The organism is Paludisphaera soli, from assembly GCF_011064595.1.
Classification (GTDB): Bacteria; Planctomycetota; Planctomycetia; order Isosphaerales; family Isosphaeraceae; genus Paludisphaera; species Paludisphaera soli.
Genome location: NZ_JAALJI010000049.1, coordinates 1 through 18,141, shown reverse-complemented (window position 1 = coordinate 18,141; position 18,141 = coordinate 1). Strand labels below are relative to the sequence as shown.

Genomic DNA, 18,141 nt, shown 5'->3' with positions numbered 1-18,141 from the left:
ACAGGACGGGGGGGGGGGCGGCGAACTCGACGGCCACGCCGAGGATCCCCAGGTCGTCGAACCACTCGGGGTTGTCGGCGATCCCGGTCTGTTCGATGCGGAGGGCGTTGCCGCCGGGTCGGAGGGCGTCGGCCGGGATCGGCACGCGGATCCGCCGGGGGGTCTCGTTGGCGTCGGGGACGTGGCGGTTGAGGTCGTCGACCCGACGGCCGTTGACGACGAGGTAGGTCTTCAGCTCCCCGCGCCGGACGTAGTCCGAGAACGGCAGCCCGGTCGCCGCGCCCACCACGCCGAGCACGTCGAGCACGGCGAACGCCGGCCCGGCGGCGAGGGCGTCGGCCGGGGCGTCGAACGGACGCTCCAGCACGCCCCCCTCGGGCATGGGCGGGTCCAGCATGGGCGGGGTGGTGGAGACCTCGTCGCCCAGGTGGTGGGCGCAGGGGTCGATCACCAGCCGGAGGCCGGGCTCCAGGACGCGAAGGCTCGTGAGCCGGTCGCGGGGGATGCGGAGCGTGCCGGCGTACGGGGTGGCGAGGGTCAGGGCGTCGTCCGTGAGCGCGGCCACGGCGCCCTCGGCGAAGTCGGGGAGGCCGTCCGGCTCGTCGCCGCCGGCTCGCCACTCCACCCGGGCCAGCGCCCCGGACACGGCCGCGCCGGCGGCGGGGTCGCGGCGGAAATAGAGCCCGGCGAGGTCGGCCCAGTCCAGGTCGACCGGCCGGTCGTCCACCAGCATGGCGACCTTGTCGCGGCCGCCGACGCGGATCGCCCCGAAGAGTTGGTCGCCGACCACCAGGCGGGCCTCGTCCTGGGACGGGTCGATCTCCAGGCTGGAGGGGACCTGGGCGGACCGGGCGACCTGGATCTCGCCGACGTAGGCGCCGGGCCCTTCCTCGTCGGCCGGCTCGCCGGCGGTCGCGATCCGGATCGATTCCAGCGGACCCGCCGGGCCCCGGCCGTGGGCCAGGTCCTTGTCGTCGACCGCGATCTCGGTGCGGTCCGCGCCGAACCGGACGGTCAGCCGCCGCCAGGCGTCGGTGCGGGCCAGGCGCTGGACGGCCAGCGACGGCCCCTCGGGGGTCTCCACCGCCAGGCTCTCCTCGGCCCAGCCCAGCAGCACGCGGACGCTCGCCGGCCCGCCGGGCGCCCGGAAGGTCAGCTCCAGCGTCCAGCGGCGGTCGGCGCGGACGGCGCCGTCGTCGCGGAACGTCAGGTCGACCCGGCCGGCGTCGATCGGCTCGCCGAACCGGCGCTCGATCGAGGTCCCGGTCGGCGGCAGCAGCAGGGCCGACTCGCCGTCCTCGACCACGGCGCGGGGGCGGCCCACGACGCCCCAGGCGGGGTCGAGGGCGTCGAAGCCGTCGGCCAGGACGCGGGCCTCGCCCAGCCGCTGCACCAGCCATTGCACCCCCGGCCGGCGGAGCGAGACGGGCTCGGCCTGCCAGGGGACCGCCAGCGTCACGGCGTCCTCGGCCACGGCCCGCAGGGTCCCGGAGATCCGCCCGGACTCGCCCAGCCCGGCCTGGAACAAGGGGGGGATGGCGGCCGGCGCGGCTCCCGGCGTGAACTCGACCACGCCGCCGGGGCCGACCGCGCGGGCCTGCGCCGGGGCGCCGGGCTCGCCGGCCGCCTCGAAGCGGAAGCCGGCGTCGGGGTCGAACCGGAGCCTCCCCTCGACGCGAGGCCCGCCGGGGCGTTCGAGCCGGTCGGGGGGCGCGGCCGGGGCGCGCGGGACGACCAGGGCGGCCGCCCCCAGCGCCCCGAGGGCGACGACGAGGGGTCGGAGCGACGCGAGGCCGGTCTGGGCTTCCGGGTGGGCTCTCATAACCCTCGATTGTACGGATCGGCTTTCGCGCCCGACAAGCGTCCGCCGGCGCCCCGTCGCCTCGCGGCGAGGAGATGGTACGCTGGCTTCGTCGATCCCGGCCCGGTCGTCCCCCGGGCCCACCGCCCCCAAGGAGCCGTCCCATGAAGCGTCCCCCCGGCGGCCGACGGCCGTCCGCCCTGAACCTTTCGCTGACCCTCGCCCTGGCCTGCCTGCTGATCACGCGACCGGGGGCCGCACCGGCCTTCGGCGGAGAGACCGCGATGGAACCGACAGAGAGCCTCCGGATCATCGTCTTCGGCGCCCACCCCGACGACTGCGAGCTGACCGCCGGCGGCGCCGCCGCGCGCTGGGTCGACGCCGGCCACAAGGTCAAGTTCGTGAGCCTGACCAACGGCGACATCGGCCACCACGAGATCTCCGGCGGCCCGCTCGCCCGCCGCCGCCGCGAGGAATCCGTCCGCGCCGCGAAGATCCTGGGCGTGGAGTCGGAGACGCTCGACAACCACGACGGCGAGCTGCTCCCCACCCTGGAGAACCGCAAGGCCGTCGCCCGCGCCATCCGCCGCTGGGACGCGAACGTCGTCATCGCCCCCCGCCCCAACGACTATCACCCCGACCACCGCTACACCGGGATCCTGGTGCAGGACACCGCCTACATGGTGGCCGTCCCCAACTTCTGCCCGGACGTCCCGGCGCTCAAGCACAACCCGGTCTTCCTCTACGTCGCCGACCGCTTCCAGCAGCCCAACCCGTTCCGCCCCGACGTCGTCGTGCCGATCGACCCGGTGCTGGACCGGAAGGTCGCCGCCCTGGCCGAGATGGACAGCCAGTTCTTCGAGTGGCTCCCCTGGATCGAGGGCTATCTGGACGAGGTCCCCAAGGACCCCGCCGAGCGCAAGACCTGGTTCAAGGGCCAGGTCCTCAAGCGCTACGGCGCCTCCGCCGACCGCTTCCGCGACAAGCTCGTCGAGCTGCTGGGCGAGGAGAAGGGCAAGGCCGTCCAGGCCGCCGAGGCCTTCCAGGTCTGCGAATACGGCCGCCAGCCCGACAAGGCCGAGCTGATGCGGATCTTCCCCTTCTTCGGCGAAGCCGAGCCGGCGAAGCCCTGACCGCCGGCCGACGCCCCCGCCGACCGGACCTCGGCGGGGCTCCGGCCGGCGGTCAGGCCGTCGACGGCTGGGCCGGGAACCGCCTCACCGCGAGCGCGCCCAGGACGAGGAACGCCGCGAGCGTCGCGAGCTGGGCGACCAGGAACGGCGGCTCGCTCTGCGTCGGGGCCAGGGCCCTCAGGGCGGGCGCCTTCTGGAACGACTGCACGATGAGCACGAGGACGTTGAAGTACAGCGCCGTCATCGACGCGACGACGTAGACGGGACGCCAGGCCCCCGCGAGCCGGCGGGCGTACCGGGCGTAGACGGCGACCGCCAGGACGACGAGCGAGATCGCCCCCAGGACCAGCCCCGGCGTGAGCCGGGTGATCGGAAAGAAGAAGCCGGTGATGCTCGTGGCGACCGTCGTCGCCAGGAAGAACGCCGTCCAGCCGTCCCGCCGCTTGCCCGCGATCAGCCCGAAGAGGACCACGAACCCCGAAGCGATGGCCGCCAGGCTGATGGCGACGTGCACGACGGTGAGGACGAACAGGCCGCTTGTCATCGTTGAGCCCTTATCAGTTTCCGCGTCGATCCCGGGGCCGGACCTCGGCCTGAGGGAGTCTATCACACGCGAGGGCCCCGAGGCCCCCACCCTCGGACGCGTGAGCCGGGTCCCCGGCCCTTCACGACCGATCGCCGCCAGCATCGTTTTCCGCCGCCCCCGTCGCCGATGCGGGCGGCTCTCCGGCCTCCAAAGGCAGGCCGCGGAGGTCGACGTCCCACACCTCCGCGCCCGCGTCGTCCGGGCCCCCGGAAGACCAGAGGTCGGGGACGTCGTCGCCGTCGTCGTCCTCGCCGTTGGGGCCGACGGCGTAGACGCGGATCCGGCCCTCGTCGCGGAGCATCCGGTACGGCTCGCCTGTGAACGGGTCGAGGGGCGGCTGGGGCAGGATCGCCGGATCGATCGCGTCGATCGACTCGGGCCAGGCGCCGGTCTTGAGGCGTTGACGCTCGATCGCGACCACGATCGCCAGCGCCCCCAGGCTCGCCCGGCGCTGGTGCATCGCCAGGGCCGCCTTGTCGACCGCCGGGGTCATGTGGAACGGGATCGTGGCGAGGGCCCGACCCAGCCGGCCGGGCCCGACCCGCCGGAAGAAGGCCGGCGCCCAGGCGGCGAGGTCCCGCAGGTGTTCGGACGGCGGCGCGGTCGGGATCGCGATCAGCTCGTTCATGTGTTCGAGCGTGACGGCCGCCTGGTGGTCCATCCAGAGCTTGAACCAGGGGTCGGGAATCACGCGGAAGCCTTCCTCCGTCGAAGTCCCGCGCATCCGGCCGTCCCCCATGCGGACGACGAATTCCATGAGCATCGCCCGCTCGCCGCGCTCGCCCTGCTCGATGAACGGGTGGCGGGCCTCGCGGAGCAAGGCGTCCTGGAGGCGAGCCAGCACCGCATCGCCGGCCTCCCCCTGCCCCAACGCGCGCCGGACGGCCGCCTCGGCCGCGGCGTCGATCGCCGAGCGGACGAGTTGCGAGATCAGCATGGGCTCGTCGCCGATCGACCGCGCCGCCCCCAGCACGGCGAGGCACGAGGCGATCGCGCCGTCCGCGTCGCCGCGATGCGCCCGCATGGCGGCGTCATACTTGAGCAGGCGCGCGACGCCTCGCGTCGACTGGAGATGCGGGAGCGGCGTCTCGAAGACGTCGAGCCCGATGGCCGGGTCGGTGCGTCCGCGGTCGTAATCGGCGAGCCGGCGGGCGATCGCCAGGGCCCCCGCGAGCTTTTGCAGCTCGGCGTCGATCACCGCCGCGTCTTCAACGTCGAGGCGTTCCTTGACGGGAAGGTCCGACAGGATCTCGAACGCATCCTGGAGCCGCCGATCCTCGGCCGGCGGCCAGTCGTCGGGGAGGCCGGCGGCCGCCTGCGCGGCGACGATCGCGCCGTTGTCGGCGACGGGGACGGGCTCGCGGTCGGCGAGGAGTCGATCCAGCCGCCAGCCAGGGTCGACGGCGTCGGCCTCGGCGGCCAGGGTCCGCCATCGCGACTCGACCTCATGGCCCAGATAGGCGCCCGCGAGGAAGGCGACGACCGCCGTCGCCGCCGCCACTCCAAGCAACCGGCGAGCCCACGCGCGCCAGGACCGGCCGGGGATTTCCGGTTCCGGGCCGGCGATCTCGCCGCGCCGTCGAAGCCGAGCCGCCAGCCCGCCCACGATCGCGTTGCCGACCGCCCCCAGGATCGCCAGGTAGGTCGCCATGAGTCCTCCCCAGAGCAGCGTGCGGAGGACGAAATCCAACAGCCCGCGGCCGCCGTCCGGCACCCCCGAGAAACAGGCGACGCCGGCCGAAGCGGCCAGCCCCACCAGGAGCACGAACAGCGTCACGGCGACCACGCCGAGCCCGCCCCCGACGGCCCCTCGCCACAAACGGCGCAGGGTCGGGGACGAGTCCCCTTCGCCGGCCTTCGCACCCTCGGCGTTTGCGGCGGGCTCGCTCATCGCTCGACTCCTTCGGGGGGCTTCGGGTCGGGCGGGCGCCCGCGCAGGTCGGGGTCGTAGCCGACGGCGCCGATGTCGTCGTCGGTCTGGTTCCAGTCGGCCTTCCTCGGGATGTAAGAACCGCGCTCGTCCCGGAGGTTGGGGCCGATCGAATAGATACGCAATCGGCCGTCGACGTGTTCCATGCGGAAGGGTTCGCCGGTGTGGGGGTCGGAGGGCTGGCCGACGTCCAGCAACTCGTCGTCGATGTCGCCGGGGGACGCCGGCCAGGCGCCGGTCGCCAGGCGATGGCGCTCGGCGGCGATCAGGAGGGCCGTCGCCCCCAGCTCGGCGCGGAGCCGCAGCTCGGCTTGGAAGATGGACTCGATCGCGGGCATCATGAGGATCGGCAGCGTCGCGGTGTAGGGCCCGATCCGCGACTTCCTGACGGCCTCCACCCGGACCTGGTAGGCCTCCAACGCGTCGGGCCAGACATCCTCGGGGAGTTCGAGGACGGAGATCAGCTCGTTGAACCACCGCAGCGCGACCGACGTCTCGTACCAGCTCCGGACGACGGTGAGGCCGCTGAGCGACCGGACCGGGGGCGGGCCGCCGTCGGGCCCCTTGGCGCCGCTGAGGGCGTCCATCGACAGCTCGCCGTCGCCGATCCGCCCGATCAGCTCCACCAGCATGGCGCGCTCGCCGCACAGGGCGTAGTCCAGGCGGGGCTGGTCGTACTCGTCCAGGATCAGGGCCTGGAGCGCGGCGAGGGCCTCGTCGGAGGCCTCGCCCTGGGCCAGGGCCCGGCGGGCGGCCTTCGTCGCCACGAAGTCGATCGCGGTCCGCACGAGCTGGCTGATCGCGAAAGGCTCGTCGCCGATCGAGCGGGCGACGCCGAGGATGGCGCGGCAGGAGTCGAGCGCCTCGTCGATCGCGCCGTCGTGGGCCAGGATTAGGGCGTCGGCGCGGAGCAGCCGGGCCGCGCCGCGGGCGTTTTGGGTCTCGGCCAGGGGCGTGTCGATCAGGGTCGGCCCCAGCTCCAGTTCGTGCCGGCCTCGGTCGTAGTCGGCGACCTGGCGCGCCAGGTCGACCGCCTCGGAGAGCTTCTCCAACTCGTCGCCGATGACCCTCGCCACGTCGTCGGGCAGGCTCCGCGATTCGTCGAGATCCTCGGCCCGCTCAAGTGCGGTGGCCGGGTCCAGGGGGGCGTCGGGATCGGGATCGGGGGAGCCGGGCTTCTTCAAAGGCTTCTGGTCCCAACCCTCGGGGAGGACGTCGACGACCTCGGCGACGATCAGGGCCGAATTCTCGTCGTCGGGGACCTCCTCGCGGGTCGCCATCAGGTCGTCGAGCCGCCAGTCGGGGTCGAGTTCGTCGGTCTCGGCGACGGCCTGCTCGGCGTTGCGAGAGGCGACGCGGCAGAGGTAGCTCCCGCCGAAGAAGCCGACGATCATCGCGACCGCCCCGAGCCCGGCCGCGACGGCCCAGCGCCGGCGTCGGCGACGCTTCCGGACGCTCGGCTCGACGCCCGGCCTCCCCAGCCGCGCGGCGACGCCCCGATACAGCCACGCGACCACCCCCGCCGGGATCGCCGCCGGCAGGCTCCACACCAGGCAGAGCCCGAACGAACGCCCGGCGTAGGCGAGCAGGCCGAGCACCACGCCCGGCATCTCCGCGTACAGGAGCATCGCGGCCGACCCGCCGATCAGCAGGCACGCCGTCGGCACGGAGATCAGGGCCGAGACCCAGGCCCCGAACTCCATCCCCCGCCCCAGGTCGCCCAGGCCGTCCCGCCAGCCGCGCCGGGGCGGGGCGGCAACGCTGGGCGCGGCGGCGACCTCGGGGCGTCCGTCCTCGGGGGGGGTCGACTCAGTCATCCCTCGGATCCTCAGCGGTCGTCCGTCCGTCCTCGGCCTCGGGGGGCCGCCCGCGCAGCGGTGGGTCGTACCCGACGGTGCCCACGTCGTCGCGGCCGACCTTGTCCTTCCAGGTCTTGAGTTCGTACGCGCCCCCCTCGTCCGTGAGGTTCGGGCCGAGCGTGTAGATGAGCAGGCGGCCGTCGGCGTACCCCATGCGGTAAGGCTCGCCCGAGTAGGGGTCGAGGGGCGGCTCGGGGAGGACGTCCCGGTCGATCTCGCCGATGGAAGTCGGCCACTCCCCCGTCGCCTGGCGCTGGCGTTCCGCGGCGACGAGGATGATCAGCGAGCCGAACACGGCGCGGATGCGAAGCTCGGCTTCGAGCGTGGATTTGATGGCCGGCATCAGGAACAAGGGGACGGTCGTCGTGTACCTGGCGAAGCGGGATTCGGCGGCCTCTCGGTATTCGACCTCCCAAGCGGCCAGGGCCGCCGGCCATTCCCATTCCGGTCGGTCGAGCATCGCCAGCCACTGGTTGAACCAGCGCAAAGCGACGGCGACCTGATATTTGCCCCCGACGATCATGATCGGGTCGATGATCGGGCCCGGGGCGGACTTCACGTTGGCACGGTCGTCAAGTTCCAGCTCGCCCTCCATGAGACGGCTGATCAGCTCGACGAGGCCGGCTCGCTCCCCGCGCACGGCCCACCAGAGCCGCGGCTGCTCGCGCTCATCTTCGAGGAGTTCCTGAAGCGCCGCGAGGGCCTCCTCCGAGGGCTCCCCCTGCGCCAGCACGCGGCGGACGACGTGTTCCGCATTGGCGTCGATCGCCATGCGGACGAGTTGCGAGATCAGGAACGGCTCGTCGCCGATCGACCTCGCCGCGCCGATGATGGCGCGGCACGATTCGAGGGCTGCATCCAGCTCGCCGAACTGGGCGGAGAGGATGGCGTCGGCGTTCAGGAGCCGCGGCGAGGTGCGGGCGTTCTGGGTCTCGGGCAGGAGCGTGTCGATGATCTTGGGCCCGATCTCCAGCTCGTGCCGACCTCGATCGTAGTCGGCGAGCGACCGCGCGAGCGCCACGGCCTCGCGGTGCTTCTCCAGCTCGGCCCGGATCGCCTCGGTGGTCTCCTCGTCCAGACGACGCGAGGAGTCGGCCTCCACGGCCCGTTCCAGGGCGGTGGCGACGTCGACCACTCCGGGCTCGCGGGGGGCGTCCTCGGGGGGCGGATTCGGGGGCCAGGGTTTCGGGAGGAGTTCGTAGACCTTGGCCGTGATGAGGGCGGAGTTCTCGTCGTCCGGCACCTCCTCTCGGGTCTCCAAAAGGTCGTCGAGCCGCCAGTCCGGGTCGAGTTCATAGGTCGCCGCGATGGCCTCCTTGGCGACCCGGGTCGCATAGCGATCCAGGTAGCACGTCGCGCCCATGGCCGCAAGCGTCGCGAGCATCGCCAGCCCCGCCACGGCGGCCCAACGTCGACGGCGGCGGCGACGTCGCGTCGCGGCGTCGGGCCCGAGCCGGCCCGCCCGCTTCAGGATCCCCCGGACAAGCCACGCCGCCACGCCGACCGGCATGGCGCACACCGCGCAGATCGCGGCGCAAATCAGGGCCCACCGGCCGGTGACAGTGGCCAGCCCCCCGATCTTCAAGTAGAGGACCGACGAACTCACGATCACGCCCAGCACGACTCCGAGCAGGGAGCCTGCGGTCGGGATCGCCACGCCGGCCGCGATCCACGCGCCGAACTCCATCCCCCGGCCGAGGTCGCGCAGGCCGTCGCGCCAGCCCGGCGGGGTCGGCCCCGCCACGCCGGGGTCGGCCGTCGCGGCGGGGGGGGCTTCGGGGGCCTTCGCCTCCACTTCGTTCACGGCTTCGCCCCGACGTTCAGCACCTTCACGAGGAAGGCCCACTGGTCGGCGGCCTCCTCGATGACCTTCGCCGTGGGCTTGCCGGCGCCGTGGCCGGCCTTGGTTTCGATGCGGATCAGGACCGGGTTGTCGCACGCCTGGGCGGCCTGGAGGGCGGCGGCGAACTTGAAGCTGTGGGCGGGGACGACGCGGTCGTCGTGGTCGGCCGTCGTCACCATCGTCGGCGGGTAGCAGGTCCCCGGCTTGACGTTGTGCAGCGGGCTGTAGGCGTACAGGGCCTTGAACTGCTCGGCGTCGTCCGAGGACCCGTAGTCGTCGATCCAGGCCCAGCCGATGGTGAACTTGTGGAACCGGAGCATGTCCAGCACCCCCACGCCCGGCAGGCACGCGCCATAGAGGTCCGGCCGCTGGGTCATGCAGGCGCCGACGAGCAGGCCGCCGTTCGACCGGCCCGAGATCGCCAGCTTGAACTTATTGGTATACTTCTCCGCGATCAGCCATTCGGCCGCCGCGATGAAGTCGTCGAAGACGTTCTGCTTGTCGAGCTTCGTCCCCCCCTGGTGCCAGCTCTCGCCGTACTCGCCGCCGCCCCGCAGGTTGGCCACGGCGTAGAGCCCCCCCATCTCCATCCAGGTCAGGGCCGAGGGGCTGAAGCCCGGCGTCAGCGGGATGTTGAAGCCGCCGTAGCCATACAGCAGGGTCGGGTTCGAGCCGTCCTTCTGGATGCCCTTCTTGCCCGTCAGGAACATCGGGATCTTGGTGCCGTCCTTGCTCGTGTAGAAGACCTGGACGGTCTCATACGCGGACGGGTCGAACTTCAAGGTCGGCTTGCGCCAGACGGTGCTCGCGCCGGTCTCCACGTCGTAGCGGTAGATGGTGGCGGGGGTGGTGTACGAGGTGAACGCGTAGAAGGTCTCCTTGTCCTTCCGCTTGCCGCCGAAGCCCGAGGCGGTGCCGAGGCCCGGCAGGTCCACGTCGCGGACGTGCTTGCCCGACAGGTCGAAGACGCGGACGACGGTGTGGGCGTCCTTCAGATACGTGGCGAGGAACCGGTCGCCGACGACGTCGACGCCTTCCAGCGTCTCCTCGGCCTCGGGGATCAGCTCGACCCACTTGGCGGGGTCCGGGTCGCGGACGTCGATCGCGACGACCCGCCCGCGCTCGGCGTCCTTGTTGGTCTTGAACCAGAAGACGGGGCCGTCGTTGTCCAGGAAGTCGTACTCGGCGTCGAACTCGCCGACGAGGTGGGTCGGCTTGGCCTCGCTCGCGTCGAGCGGCCGATAGAGCACGCGGTATTTGGCGTCGGTCCCCTTGTGGAGGGTGAGGATCAGGTACTGGCCGTCGTCGCTGACGGTGGGCGAGGCCTCCCACTCCTTGTGCTCGGGGTCCTCCCAGATCAATGCATCCTGATCCTGGGGCGTGCCGACCTTGTGGAGGTAGACCTTCTGGTAGTAGTTCGCCCCCTTCAGGTCCTGCCCCGGCTCGGGGGCGGGGAAGCGGCCGTAGAAGAAGGCCTTGTCGTCGGGAGTCCAGACGGCGGAGGAGAACTTGATCCACTCCAGGCGGTCGTCCAGGTCCTTGCCGGTGGCGACGTCGCGGACCTTCCAGGTGTTCCAGTCCGAGCCGGCCTCGGCGATCCCGTAAGCCAGCAGCCCGCCGCCGTCGCTGGCGACGGTGCCCGAGAGCGCGACGGTGCCGTCGGCCGACAAGGTGTTGGGGTCGAGCAGCGTCCGGCCCTGGCCGTCGAGGGCGTCGAGGACGAACAGGACGCCCTGGTTCTGCAGGCCCGTGTTGTGGGTGTAGAAGTACTTGCCCCCCTTCTTCCCCGGGGCGCTGAACTTCTCGTAGTCCCAAAGCTCGGTGACGCGGGCGCGGATGGCCTCACGCTGCGGGACTGAGCCGAGGAAGCCGTTGGTGATCTTGTTCTCGGCCTCGACCCAGGCGCGGGTGACGTCGGAATCGGGGTCCTCCAGCGGCCGGTACGGGTCGGCGACCTTCGTACCGTGGTAGACGTCGATCGCGTCGGACTTGGGGGCGTCGGGGTACGGGAACGGCTTCGCGGGTTCGTCGGCTTTCATCGGGCGTGCTGAGGCTCCGAGGAGGAGGGCGGTCGCGAGGATGCGCGGGAATCGGTTCATGGGATGAATTCGCTCCTGTCGCGTGGTTCGTCGGTTCGGGAAAAGACGCTTGGAGGGTCGGGCGGGGTCGGCGAACGGCCTTTGACGGCCTGGCTTCTCCCCTCGTGGTGCCCCGTCGAAATGTCGCCGTCGGGGAGCCCGGGGTCGTCGGCCTGATGCGGTCTTCCCCCCTCGCGGGGGAAGACAGACCGCGAAGCGGTCAGATGAGGGGGTGACGCGCGCGGGGAGCCTCGGATTTTGAAGCCTCGTCCGCACGGCCGAGGGCCTCGGGAATGGGCCTCCGAACCGCAACGGCCGTCTCGCTCGTCCCCCCCTCATCCGCCCCTTCGGGGCACCTTCCCCCGCCAGGGGGGAAGGGATGGAACGCGACGGCTTCATGGGCGGCCTCGCGTCCGGGCGGATTCGTGGAGCAGAGTGATGCCGGCGGCGACGGCCTCGCGGTCGGGCTTGCGGACGAGGTCGCGGAGGGCCTGGTCGAACCGTCGGCCGCTCTCGCGCAGGAACAGCTCGGCGATCGCGTGTTCGTCGGGCCGGGCCTTCCCCGAGGCGGCGGACGCGTCGAGCCGGGCGAGGACGCAGGCAGACGAGGCGAGCGCACCGACCGCCGCGTTCGCGTAATCGAGCCAAACGTCGCCTAGGGCGAGGTACGACCAGTTCGAACAGCCCCGCTCGACGACCCGCCCGAAGGCGTCCGTGCGCCGGCCCAACGCCTCGGCGAACGGCCGCAGCATCGGCGTGACGACCGGCACGCGCGGCAAGGTCGCGGAGCGGGCCAGGCGACGGCCGAGCATCGTCCAGAAGCCGACCGGCGACCCTTGCAAGGTACTCTGGACGGCGGCCCTGCCTCGGACGGCCGTCTCGTCGCCGCTCCGCGGGAGGGCCAGGATCGCCCGGCCGTAAGGCTCATTCAGCCGAAGGGCGGCGAAGGCGGCGGGCTTCACGAGCCGTTCGCCGAGGGTCTTCAGGAAGGCCGTCTCCAGCCGGATGTCCGAGACGCGCGGGTCCCGCCCGCGCCGCCGCGTCGTCTGCTCGCGCAAGTCGACCACCTCCGCGTCGAGCCAGCCGGCCGCCTCGAACGTCGCCGCTTCCAGCGCGTAGGCGGCCCCGGCCAGCCGGGCGACGAGGGCCAACGCTCCCTCTCGGCACAGGCCCCGCGCGAGGGCCCCCGCGAGTTGGCCCTTCGCCAGCAGGCCGAGCCGGGCGGCGGCGAGGATTCGGTTGAAGCTCACCACGTCGCCCACGGGCTCCAGGCCGCGGGCCCAGGCTTCGAGGCCCTCGGCGACGGCCGCCGGGCCGCGCGGCTCCAGCACGGTGAATCGGTCCTGCATCTCCCGACAGTAACCGACGACCACGCCGTCGCGCCGCGGAATCTCGGGCGGGTCGGCGGGGCCGGGGTAGGGGTAGGGGTAGGGGTAGGGGAAGACCAGGTCGCCGCGGAACTCGCCGAAGAACAGCCCCAGGACGAAGCCCGACGGGGCCGCCTCGGGCGCATCCGCCCCCGCATCCCGACCTTCCGCGCCGATCGCCGTCATCCTGAACCCTTTTTGATCGAGGCCGCCCGGCCCCCGGGCCGAAACGCAGATGGAAGGGGCCGGTCAACCGGGGCGACGCGCGACCTCGCCGAAGCGTCCGGCCCGCCCGTCGCGGCCGAGCCAGTAGGCGAAGCCCGCGCCGGCGGCGATCATCAGCAACGCCACACCCTTCAATTCGTGGATGTGCGTCAGCAGGTAGGCGAAGCTGGGGTCGGCGACGAACGGGAAGAACTTCCACTCGACGAACAGGCCCAGGGCCAGGGCGGCGGCCGCGCAGGCGACGCCGCGGGCCGTCGAGGGCCGCCGGCTGGCCAGCCCGCAGCCCAGGCCCAGCAGGGCGCCCGGGATCATCATCCCGTAGAATCCCTGCCGCAAGAGGAGCTGGAAGGTGTAATATCCCAGGGTCGCGCCGACCAGGGCCCCCATCGCGGCCTTCACGTCCTCGGCGACCCGGCTCGGCTCGGTCATCGGTCCGTCGCTCCTCTCTCGGGCCGCGGCCCCTCGGGCGATCCTTTCGTACGTAAAGATCCTAACCACCCGACGAGGCGAAAACCATGACCGACGAAGCGCGCGACACGGCCTGGCGATGGGATCGCGGCGGCGACGGCGTCTGGACCCTCTGGTTCGACCAGCCGGGCCGCGACCGGAACGTCCTGGACCGGCCGGCGCTCGACGAGCTGGACGAGCGCCTGGCCGAGGTGGAGGGGGACTGCGGCGTGCAGGGCGTGCTGATCCGCAGCGGCAAGGCCTCGGGCTTCTGCGCCGGGACCGACCTGCAACTGCTCCACGACGCCAAATCCAACGCCGAGGTCGAGGCCTACGTCCGCCGAGGGCTCGACGTGCTGGACCGCCTGATGCGGCTGGGCCCGGCGACGACGGCGGTGGTGCACGGCGTCTGCCTCGGCGGCGGCCTGGAGCTGGCCCTGGCCTGCCGTCACCGCGCGGCGCTGGCGTCGAGCGCGCCGCTCCTGCTCGGCACGCCGGAGTGCCGGCTGGGCCTGATCCCCGGCTGGGGGGCCATCGAGCACCTGCCCCGCCTGCTCGCCCCCCGCGACGCGCTGGACCTGCTCCTGTTCGGCAACCCGATCGGCTTCCTCCAGGCGCGGTCGCAGGGGGTGGTCTCGAAGCTGATCTCGGCCGACGAGCCCGAGCGGCTGATCGAGACCCTCTCGGCGGAGGCCCCCGCCGAGCGTCCCTTCGACGCCGAATCCTGGGCCGGCGAGCTGGACTTCGCCCGGGACAAGCTGGAACGACACTCCATCGACTACCCCGAGGCCCAGGCCGCCATCCTCGAGGTCCTCGAGACCGACCTGGCCGGGGGCCGCGAGGTCGCCCGCGAGGTCGCCGTCGCGCGGCTCGTCGCGCTCGCCCGGGGCGAGTCGGCCCGCGAGGCCATCGAGGACTACTTTCACCGCCCGGCGGTCAAGGATCAGCGGTAGGACGCGCCGAGCCGCTCGCCCTCGCCCAGCACGTAGCCGCGCTGGCCGTGCTGCGTCAGGTCCAGCCCCAGCTCCTCGTCCTCGGGGCTGACCCGCAGCCCCATCGTCCGGTCGACGACGAACAGGAGCGCGGTCGTCGCGACGACGGTGTAGGCGACGACCGCCGCGACCGCGACGAGCTGGGCGACGATCAGCTCCACCCGGCCCTCGAACAGGCCGACGACGCCCGGGTCGACCGCCGAGTCGGCCAGCAGGCCCAGGCCGATGGCGCCGGCGACCCCCGCGACGCCGTGCACGCCGAAGACGTCGAGCGAGTCGTCGTAGCCGAGCCTCCCCTTGACCAGGATCGCGCCGTGCGCGATCAGGGCCGCGGTCGCGCCCAGGACGGCCGCCGCCGGCGGCGCGACGTAGCCGGCCCCGGCCGAGACGCCGACGAGCCCCGCGACGACCCCCGTGCAGGCGCCCAGGAACGTCGCCTTGCCCGTCGTCGTCGACTCCACGAGCGACCAGGCCGCCATCCCCGCCGCCCCCCCCGCGATCGTGGCGACGAACGCCGCCACGGCCCCCGTCGAGACGCCCCAGGCGTGCCCCGCGTTGAAGCCGAGCCAGGCGAACCAGAGCAAGGCCGTGCCGGTCGCCGTCAGCGGCAGGTTGTGGGGGCGGAGGCTCTCCACGTCGGACCCGCGTCGCTTGCCCACGGCCCTCGCCACGCAGAGCGCCGCCGCGCCCGCCGCCGCGTGTACGACCAAGCCGCCGGCGAAGTCCCGCGCCCCGAACTTCCGGAGCCAGCCGTCGGGCGACCAGATCCAGTGGGCCACCGGGTCGTAGACGAAGGTCGTCCAGAGCAGCACGAAGACCGCCGTCGCCGCGAACCTCGCCCGCTCCGCCCCCGCGCTGGAGACCAGCGCCGCCGCGAAGGCCGCCGCCAGCATCTGGAAGCTCAGGAACAGCGGCCCCGGGATCGTCGTCGCCAGGTCGCCCCGGGGCTCGGGCCGGAGGTGGAACAGGGCCCCGTCCGGCACGCCGATCAGGCCGCCGAACAGGTCGCGGCCGAACGCCAGCCCCTGCCCCAGCAAGAGCCACTGGAGCGTCACGATCCCCAGCGGCGTCAGGCACCCCAGGAACGCCGAGAGCGCGTTCTTGCGACGCACCATCCCCGCGAAGAACAGGCCCATCGCCGGCGTCAGCAGCAGCGCCATCGCCGCGCAGGTCATCACGAGCAGGGTATCGGCCCGATCGATCATCAACGACGCACCCTTCGCGTTCTCGCGTTCGCCCCCGGCTTCGGAACGGCCTCAATCTTAGCGATCGACGGGATCCTGAGAAGATAGGCGCGCCGGGGAACCCCGCGATTCTCCCGCCCGCCGCGCCAGGTGCTTTTTACAATCCGGCGAATCCCGCCTTGGCGAACTCGGGGAAATCGGCAAACTCCCGGATGCTGGATCGGGAGGCGGGGGCGCGCGCCGCGACGGCGGCCCGGCCCGATCCAGGTTCCACCCGAGGGGGCCATGGCACGATCCCGGACGCGTCGAGAGATGGGGGCGAGGCGGCTCGTCCTGGGGGCCCTGCTGGCGACGACGGCGGGCGGCTGCTCGACCGTGCCGAACGCCTGGCCGGTGCCGACGAGCCTCGCGCGGCATGAGGACCGCCCGTCGCTGATCCGGGTCGAGCAGATGATCGACGAGCTGGACCGGAGCATGACCCACCAGGGGACGATCGGCGTCAAGTCGCCCGACGTCTGGGGCCAGGACCGGCTCGCCAAGTTCCGGTCCGAGTACGAGCTGCAGATGGCGCAGTGGCTCAAGGTCGGGTTCAAGGGGGTCATCAACGCCTCCATCAACCGCAACGAGGCCAAGGCCCAGCGGCTGCAGCTCGCCGCCGGGCTGGCGGACGTCCCGCCGGCGGGCTCGACCGCCGCGACGGCGGCCGCGAGCGAGACCGACGAGACCAAGGCGCTGCTGGCCCTGATCGCCAGCCAGAACGCGACGACCTCGGCCACCGCCGCCGCGGCGACGGTCCCGGCCGCGGCGGTCAAGGCGGCCGGCGTCGACCCCTCGGCCGCCGGGATGCTGGAGCCGACGGTCGTCCTCGACGAGCACTCGCACTACCTGAACCACCTCAACCAGCTCCGCCGGATCAACGCCGGCGACGACCTGACCGACCGGCCGGGCTACGGGCTGTACCTCGTGCGGATCCCCGTCACGCTCTCGCCGGGGCCGAAGAACCGCCGGGGGCGCGGGGCGATGATCACGGTCTCGGCCAAGTCGCTGATGGACCGCGAGACGATGCGGCACACGCTCCGCAACGCGGTCATCAACGAGGCCGTCGGCAGCGTCTCGCAGGCCATCTGCAACGAGCCGGGGGACGACGAGCCGACCTCCGGGCCCGGCCTCGGCCCGCTCGCGCTGGTCGCCGCGGCCGATTCCGAGGTCTTCTACGGGCCCGAGAACATCCGGCACCTGCGCCAGGAGTCCGGCCGGCAGCTCGCCCGCGAGCTGGCCGACGAGCCCTACCATCGCGGGGCGCGGATCTCCGAATGGCTCCGGGGCGAATTTGAAGCGTCGTACTCCCTGCTGGAGCAGGCCGCCGCGCCGTCGGCGTCGGGCCGGGCCGCCGCCTCGGGCCAGGGGCCGGCACCGACGGCGCCGGAGGAAGACCCGCTAGAATCGCTCGGGGCGATGATCGCCCGCCGCGACTTCGCGAAGCTCGCCGCGATGCGGCCCGGGGCCGCCGACGACGCGGTGATGCTCGCCTCGGGCGCGGGCTCTCCCGCCACGGTCGTCGAGCCGGCCGCCAACCGCCGCCGGACGCTGGACTCGCTGGGCTTCGTGCTCCGGATCCAGGCCGCCGCCCTCAACGCGCGGCTCAAGCAGGACATGATCGAGCAACTCCCCGAGCTTCGCCGCGAGGACCTGCGCCGGGTCAACTTCTTCAGCCCCGAGCCCTCCGACGACGCCCTCGCCCTGTTCCAGAAGTACACCGACGCCAAGTGGCCGCTGCGGGTCTACGCCATCGAGCCGGTCATCGCCCAGCAGAACGTGGCCGACTCCGTCGCCCGCCGCGCGTCGTCGGGCCTGGACCTGATCGGCGGCGTCCCCCTCGGCCCCTTCCGCGGCGCGGGGGTCTTCTCCAGCGACTCCGCGCTGGCCGAGGACGAGGCCGCCATCCGGCTCAATCCCACCATGGTCGGCTTCGGCGCCGGCGAGAACACGTTCGGCTGGATCTTCTACCCGAGGCTCCAGACCTCGCGCGTCGGCCGCTACGGGCTCGACGCCGTCTCGCACATGGTCCAGCACGGCCTGGGACGCGAGGACAAGGAGCAGAGCCTGGAACCCGGCCAGCGCGAGTGCACGGCGCTCATCGTGATGCCCAACTTCGTCCCCAAGATCGAGTTCATCACCGTCGCCAACTGGTTCAAGACCAGCGACCTGGCCGACGGCCGCAACGCCACCATCGAGCGGGCGTCCGACCTCGCCGCCCGGCTCGTCGAGGCCGAGAACGCCCTGAACCGCGTCGGCACCATCGCCAGCAACCGCCCCGAGGAGCTGCAGATCGCCGTCGAGCGGCTGAACCAGCTCAAGAGCCTCATGCCCACCCAGCGGCTGGTGGTCCGGGTCCCCTTCTCGGCCGAGCACAACGACTCCCGCGTCTTCTGCTCGCGCGGCGGCCAGCTCCGGCCCGCCCTCCTGGCCTGGCACGGCAAGCCCCCGGAGCCGGGCGAGGAGGCGACCATCTTCCTGGAAGGGAAGAACTTCAGCGTCCACGACACCCACGTCATCGCCGGCGGCAAGTCCGCCGAGGCCGTCCTCGTCAGCCGCAACCTGATGCAGGTCACCATCCCCAAGGACGCCCGCCCCACCCCCAACGCCGACGGCGAGCCCCTCCTGGCGATCAGCCTGGCCACGCCCAACGGGGCCTC

The 18,141-nt window shown here is 72.6% G+C and carries 11 protein-coding genes and 1 pseudogene; 3 read left to right on the top strand and 9 right to left on the bottom strand.

Annotation, left to right across the window (positions count from 1 at the left end):
* Positions 1-1,822, bottom strand: a 1,822-nt coding sequence (locus G6O68_RS30105; protein ID WP_165253186.1) for a hypothetical protein, incomplete at its 3' end; no start/stop codon positions are given.
* A 143-nt stretch (positions 1,823-1,965) separates the two neighbouring features.
* On the opposite strand from G6O68_RS30105, the gene G6O68_RS30100 reads away from it, so the two are divergent.
* On the top strand, positions 1,966-2,934 hold the full coding sequence (locus tag G6O68_RS30100) for a PIG-L deacetylase family protein (RefSeq protein ID WP_240911573.1): 969 nt from the start codon (positions 1,966-1,968) through the stop codon (positions 2,932-2,934).
* 52 nt (positions 2,935-2,986) lie between these two features.
* Here the strand turns inward: G6O68_RS30100 and G6O68_RS30095 are convergent, their stop codons facing one another.
* From G6O68_RS30095 to G6O68_RS30065, 7 genes are all read right to left on the bottom strand, one after another.
* Positions 2,987-3,478, bottom strand: coding sequence for a hypothetical protein (locus G6O68_RS30095; RefSeq protein WP_165253184.1), 492 nt, complete (start codon positions 3,476-3,478; stop codon positions 2,987-2,989).
* A gap of 121 nt (positions 3,479-3,599) precedes the next feature.
* The gene (locus G6O68_RS30090; RefSeq protein WP_165253182.1) at positions 3,600-5,411 is read right to left on the bottom strand and encodes a hypothetical protein; all 1,812 of its coding nucleotides are present in this window, start codon (positions 5,409-5,411) and stop codon (positions 3,600-3,602) included.
* Positions 5,408-7,267, bottom strand: a complete 1,860-nt coding sequence (locus G6O68_RS30085) for a hypothetical protein (RefSeq protein WP_165253180.1) — start codon at positions 7,265-7,267, stop codon at positions 5,408-5,410. The genes G6O68_RS30090 and G6O68_RS30085 overlap by 4 nt, the downstream gene beginning before the upstream one ends.
* On the bottom strand, positions 7,260-9,113 hold the full coding sequence (locus tag G6O68_RS30080; RefSeq protein ID WP_165253178.1) for a hypothetical protein: 1,854 nt from the start codon (positions 9,111-9,113) through the stop codon (positions 7,260-7,262). Before G6O68_RS30080 ends, G6O68_RS30085 begins: the two co-directional genes overlap by 8 nt.
* On the bottom strand, positions 9,110-11,191 hold the full coding sequence (locus tag G6O68_RS30075) for a prolyl oligopeptidase family serine peptidase (protein WP_165253188.1): 2,082 nt from the start codon (positions 11,189-11,191) through the stop codon (positions 9,110-9,112). The genes G6O68_RS30080 and G6O68_RS30075 overlap by 4 nt, the downstream gene beginning before the upstream one ends.
* Positions 11,192-11,625: 434 nt before the next feature.
* Positions 11,626-12,783 (bottom strand): hypothetical protein, encoded by a 1,158-nt coding sequence (locus tag G6O68_RS30070; RefSeq protein WP_165253176.1) that lies wholly within the window; start codon positions 12,781-12,783, stop codon positions 11,626-11,628.
* A gap of 63 nt (positions 12,784-12,846) precedes the next feature.
* Positions 12,847-13,251: a hypothetical protein gene (locus G6O68_RS30065; RefSeq protein ID WP_165253174.1), complete on the bottom strand. Its 405-nt coding sequence runs from the start codon at positions 13,249-13,251 to the stop codon at positions 12,847-12,849.
* A gap of 86 nt (positions 13,252-13,337) precedes the next feature.
* On the opposite strand from G6O68_RS30065, the gene G6O68_RS30060 reads away from it, so the two are divergent.
* Positions 13,338-14,222, top strand: coding sequence for an enoyl-CoA hydratase-related protein (locus G6O68_RS30060; protein ID WP_165253172.1), 885 nt, complete (start codon positions 13,338-13,340; stop codon positions 14,220-14,222).
* Here the strand turns inward: G6O68_RS30060 and G6O68_RS30055 are convergent.
* Entirely contained in the window at positions 14,213-15,466 is a 1,254-nt protein-coding gene (locus tag G6O68_RS30055; RefSeq protein ID WP_165253170.1) for an ammonium transporter, read from the bottom strand. The two genes, G6O68_RS30060 and G6O68_RS30055, sit on opposite strands and share 10 nt — an antisense overlap.
* Positions 15,467-15,730: 264 nt before the next feature.
* Between G6O68_RS30055 and G6O68_RS30050 the strand changes: the two are divergent.
* Positions 15,731-18,141 (top strand): annotated as a pseudogene (locus tag G6O68_RS30050) (hypothetical protein); the annotation flags it as partial.

What these genes read in the sequence shown, in the direction of transcription:
- G6O68_RS30060 (WP_165253172.1), top strand. Translation starts at nt 13,338, where the DNA reads ATGACCGACGAAGCGCGCGACACGGCCTGGCGATGGGATCGCGGCGGC.
- G6O68_RS30085 (WP_165253180.1), bottom strand. Translation starts at nt 7,267, where the DNA reads ATGACTGAGTCGACCCCCCCCGAGGACGGACGCCCCGAGGTCGCCGCC.
- G6O68_RS30055 (WP_165253170.1), bottom strand. Translation starts at nt 15,466, where the DNA reads ATGATCGATCGGGCCGATACCCTGCTCGTGATGACCTGCGCGGCGATG.
- G6O68_RS30075 (WP_165253188.1), bottom strand. Translation starts at nt 11,191, where the DNA reads ATGAAAGCCGACGAACCCGCGAAGCCGTTCCCGTACCCCGACGCCCCC.
- G6O68_RS30100 (WP_240911573.1), top strand. Translation starts at nt 1,966, where the DNA reads ATGAAGCGTCCCCCCGGCGGCCGACGGCCGTCCGCCCTGAACCTTTCG.
- G6O68_RS30095 (WP_165253184.1), bottom strand. Translation starts at nt 3,478, where the DNA reads ATGACAAGCGGCCTGTTCGTCCTCACCGTCGTGCACGTCGCCATCAGC.
- G6O68_RS30065 (WP_165253174.1), bottom strand. Translation starts at nt 13,251, where the DNA reads ATGACCGAGCCGAGCCGGGTCGCCGAGGACGTGAAGGCCGCGATGGGG.
- G6O68_RS30090 (WP_165253182.1), bottom strand. Translation starts at nt 5,411, where the DNA reads ATGAGCGAGCCCGCCGCAAACGCCGAGGGTGCGAAGGCCGGCGAAGGG.
- G6O68_RS30070 (WP_165253176.1), bottom strand. Translation starts at nt 12,783, where the DNA reads ATGACGGCGATCGGCGCGGAAGGTCGGGATGCGGGGGCGGATGCGCCC.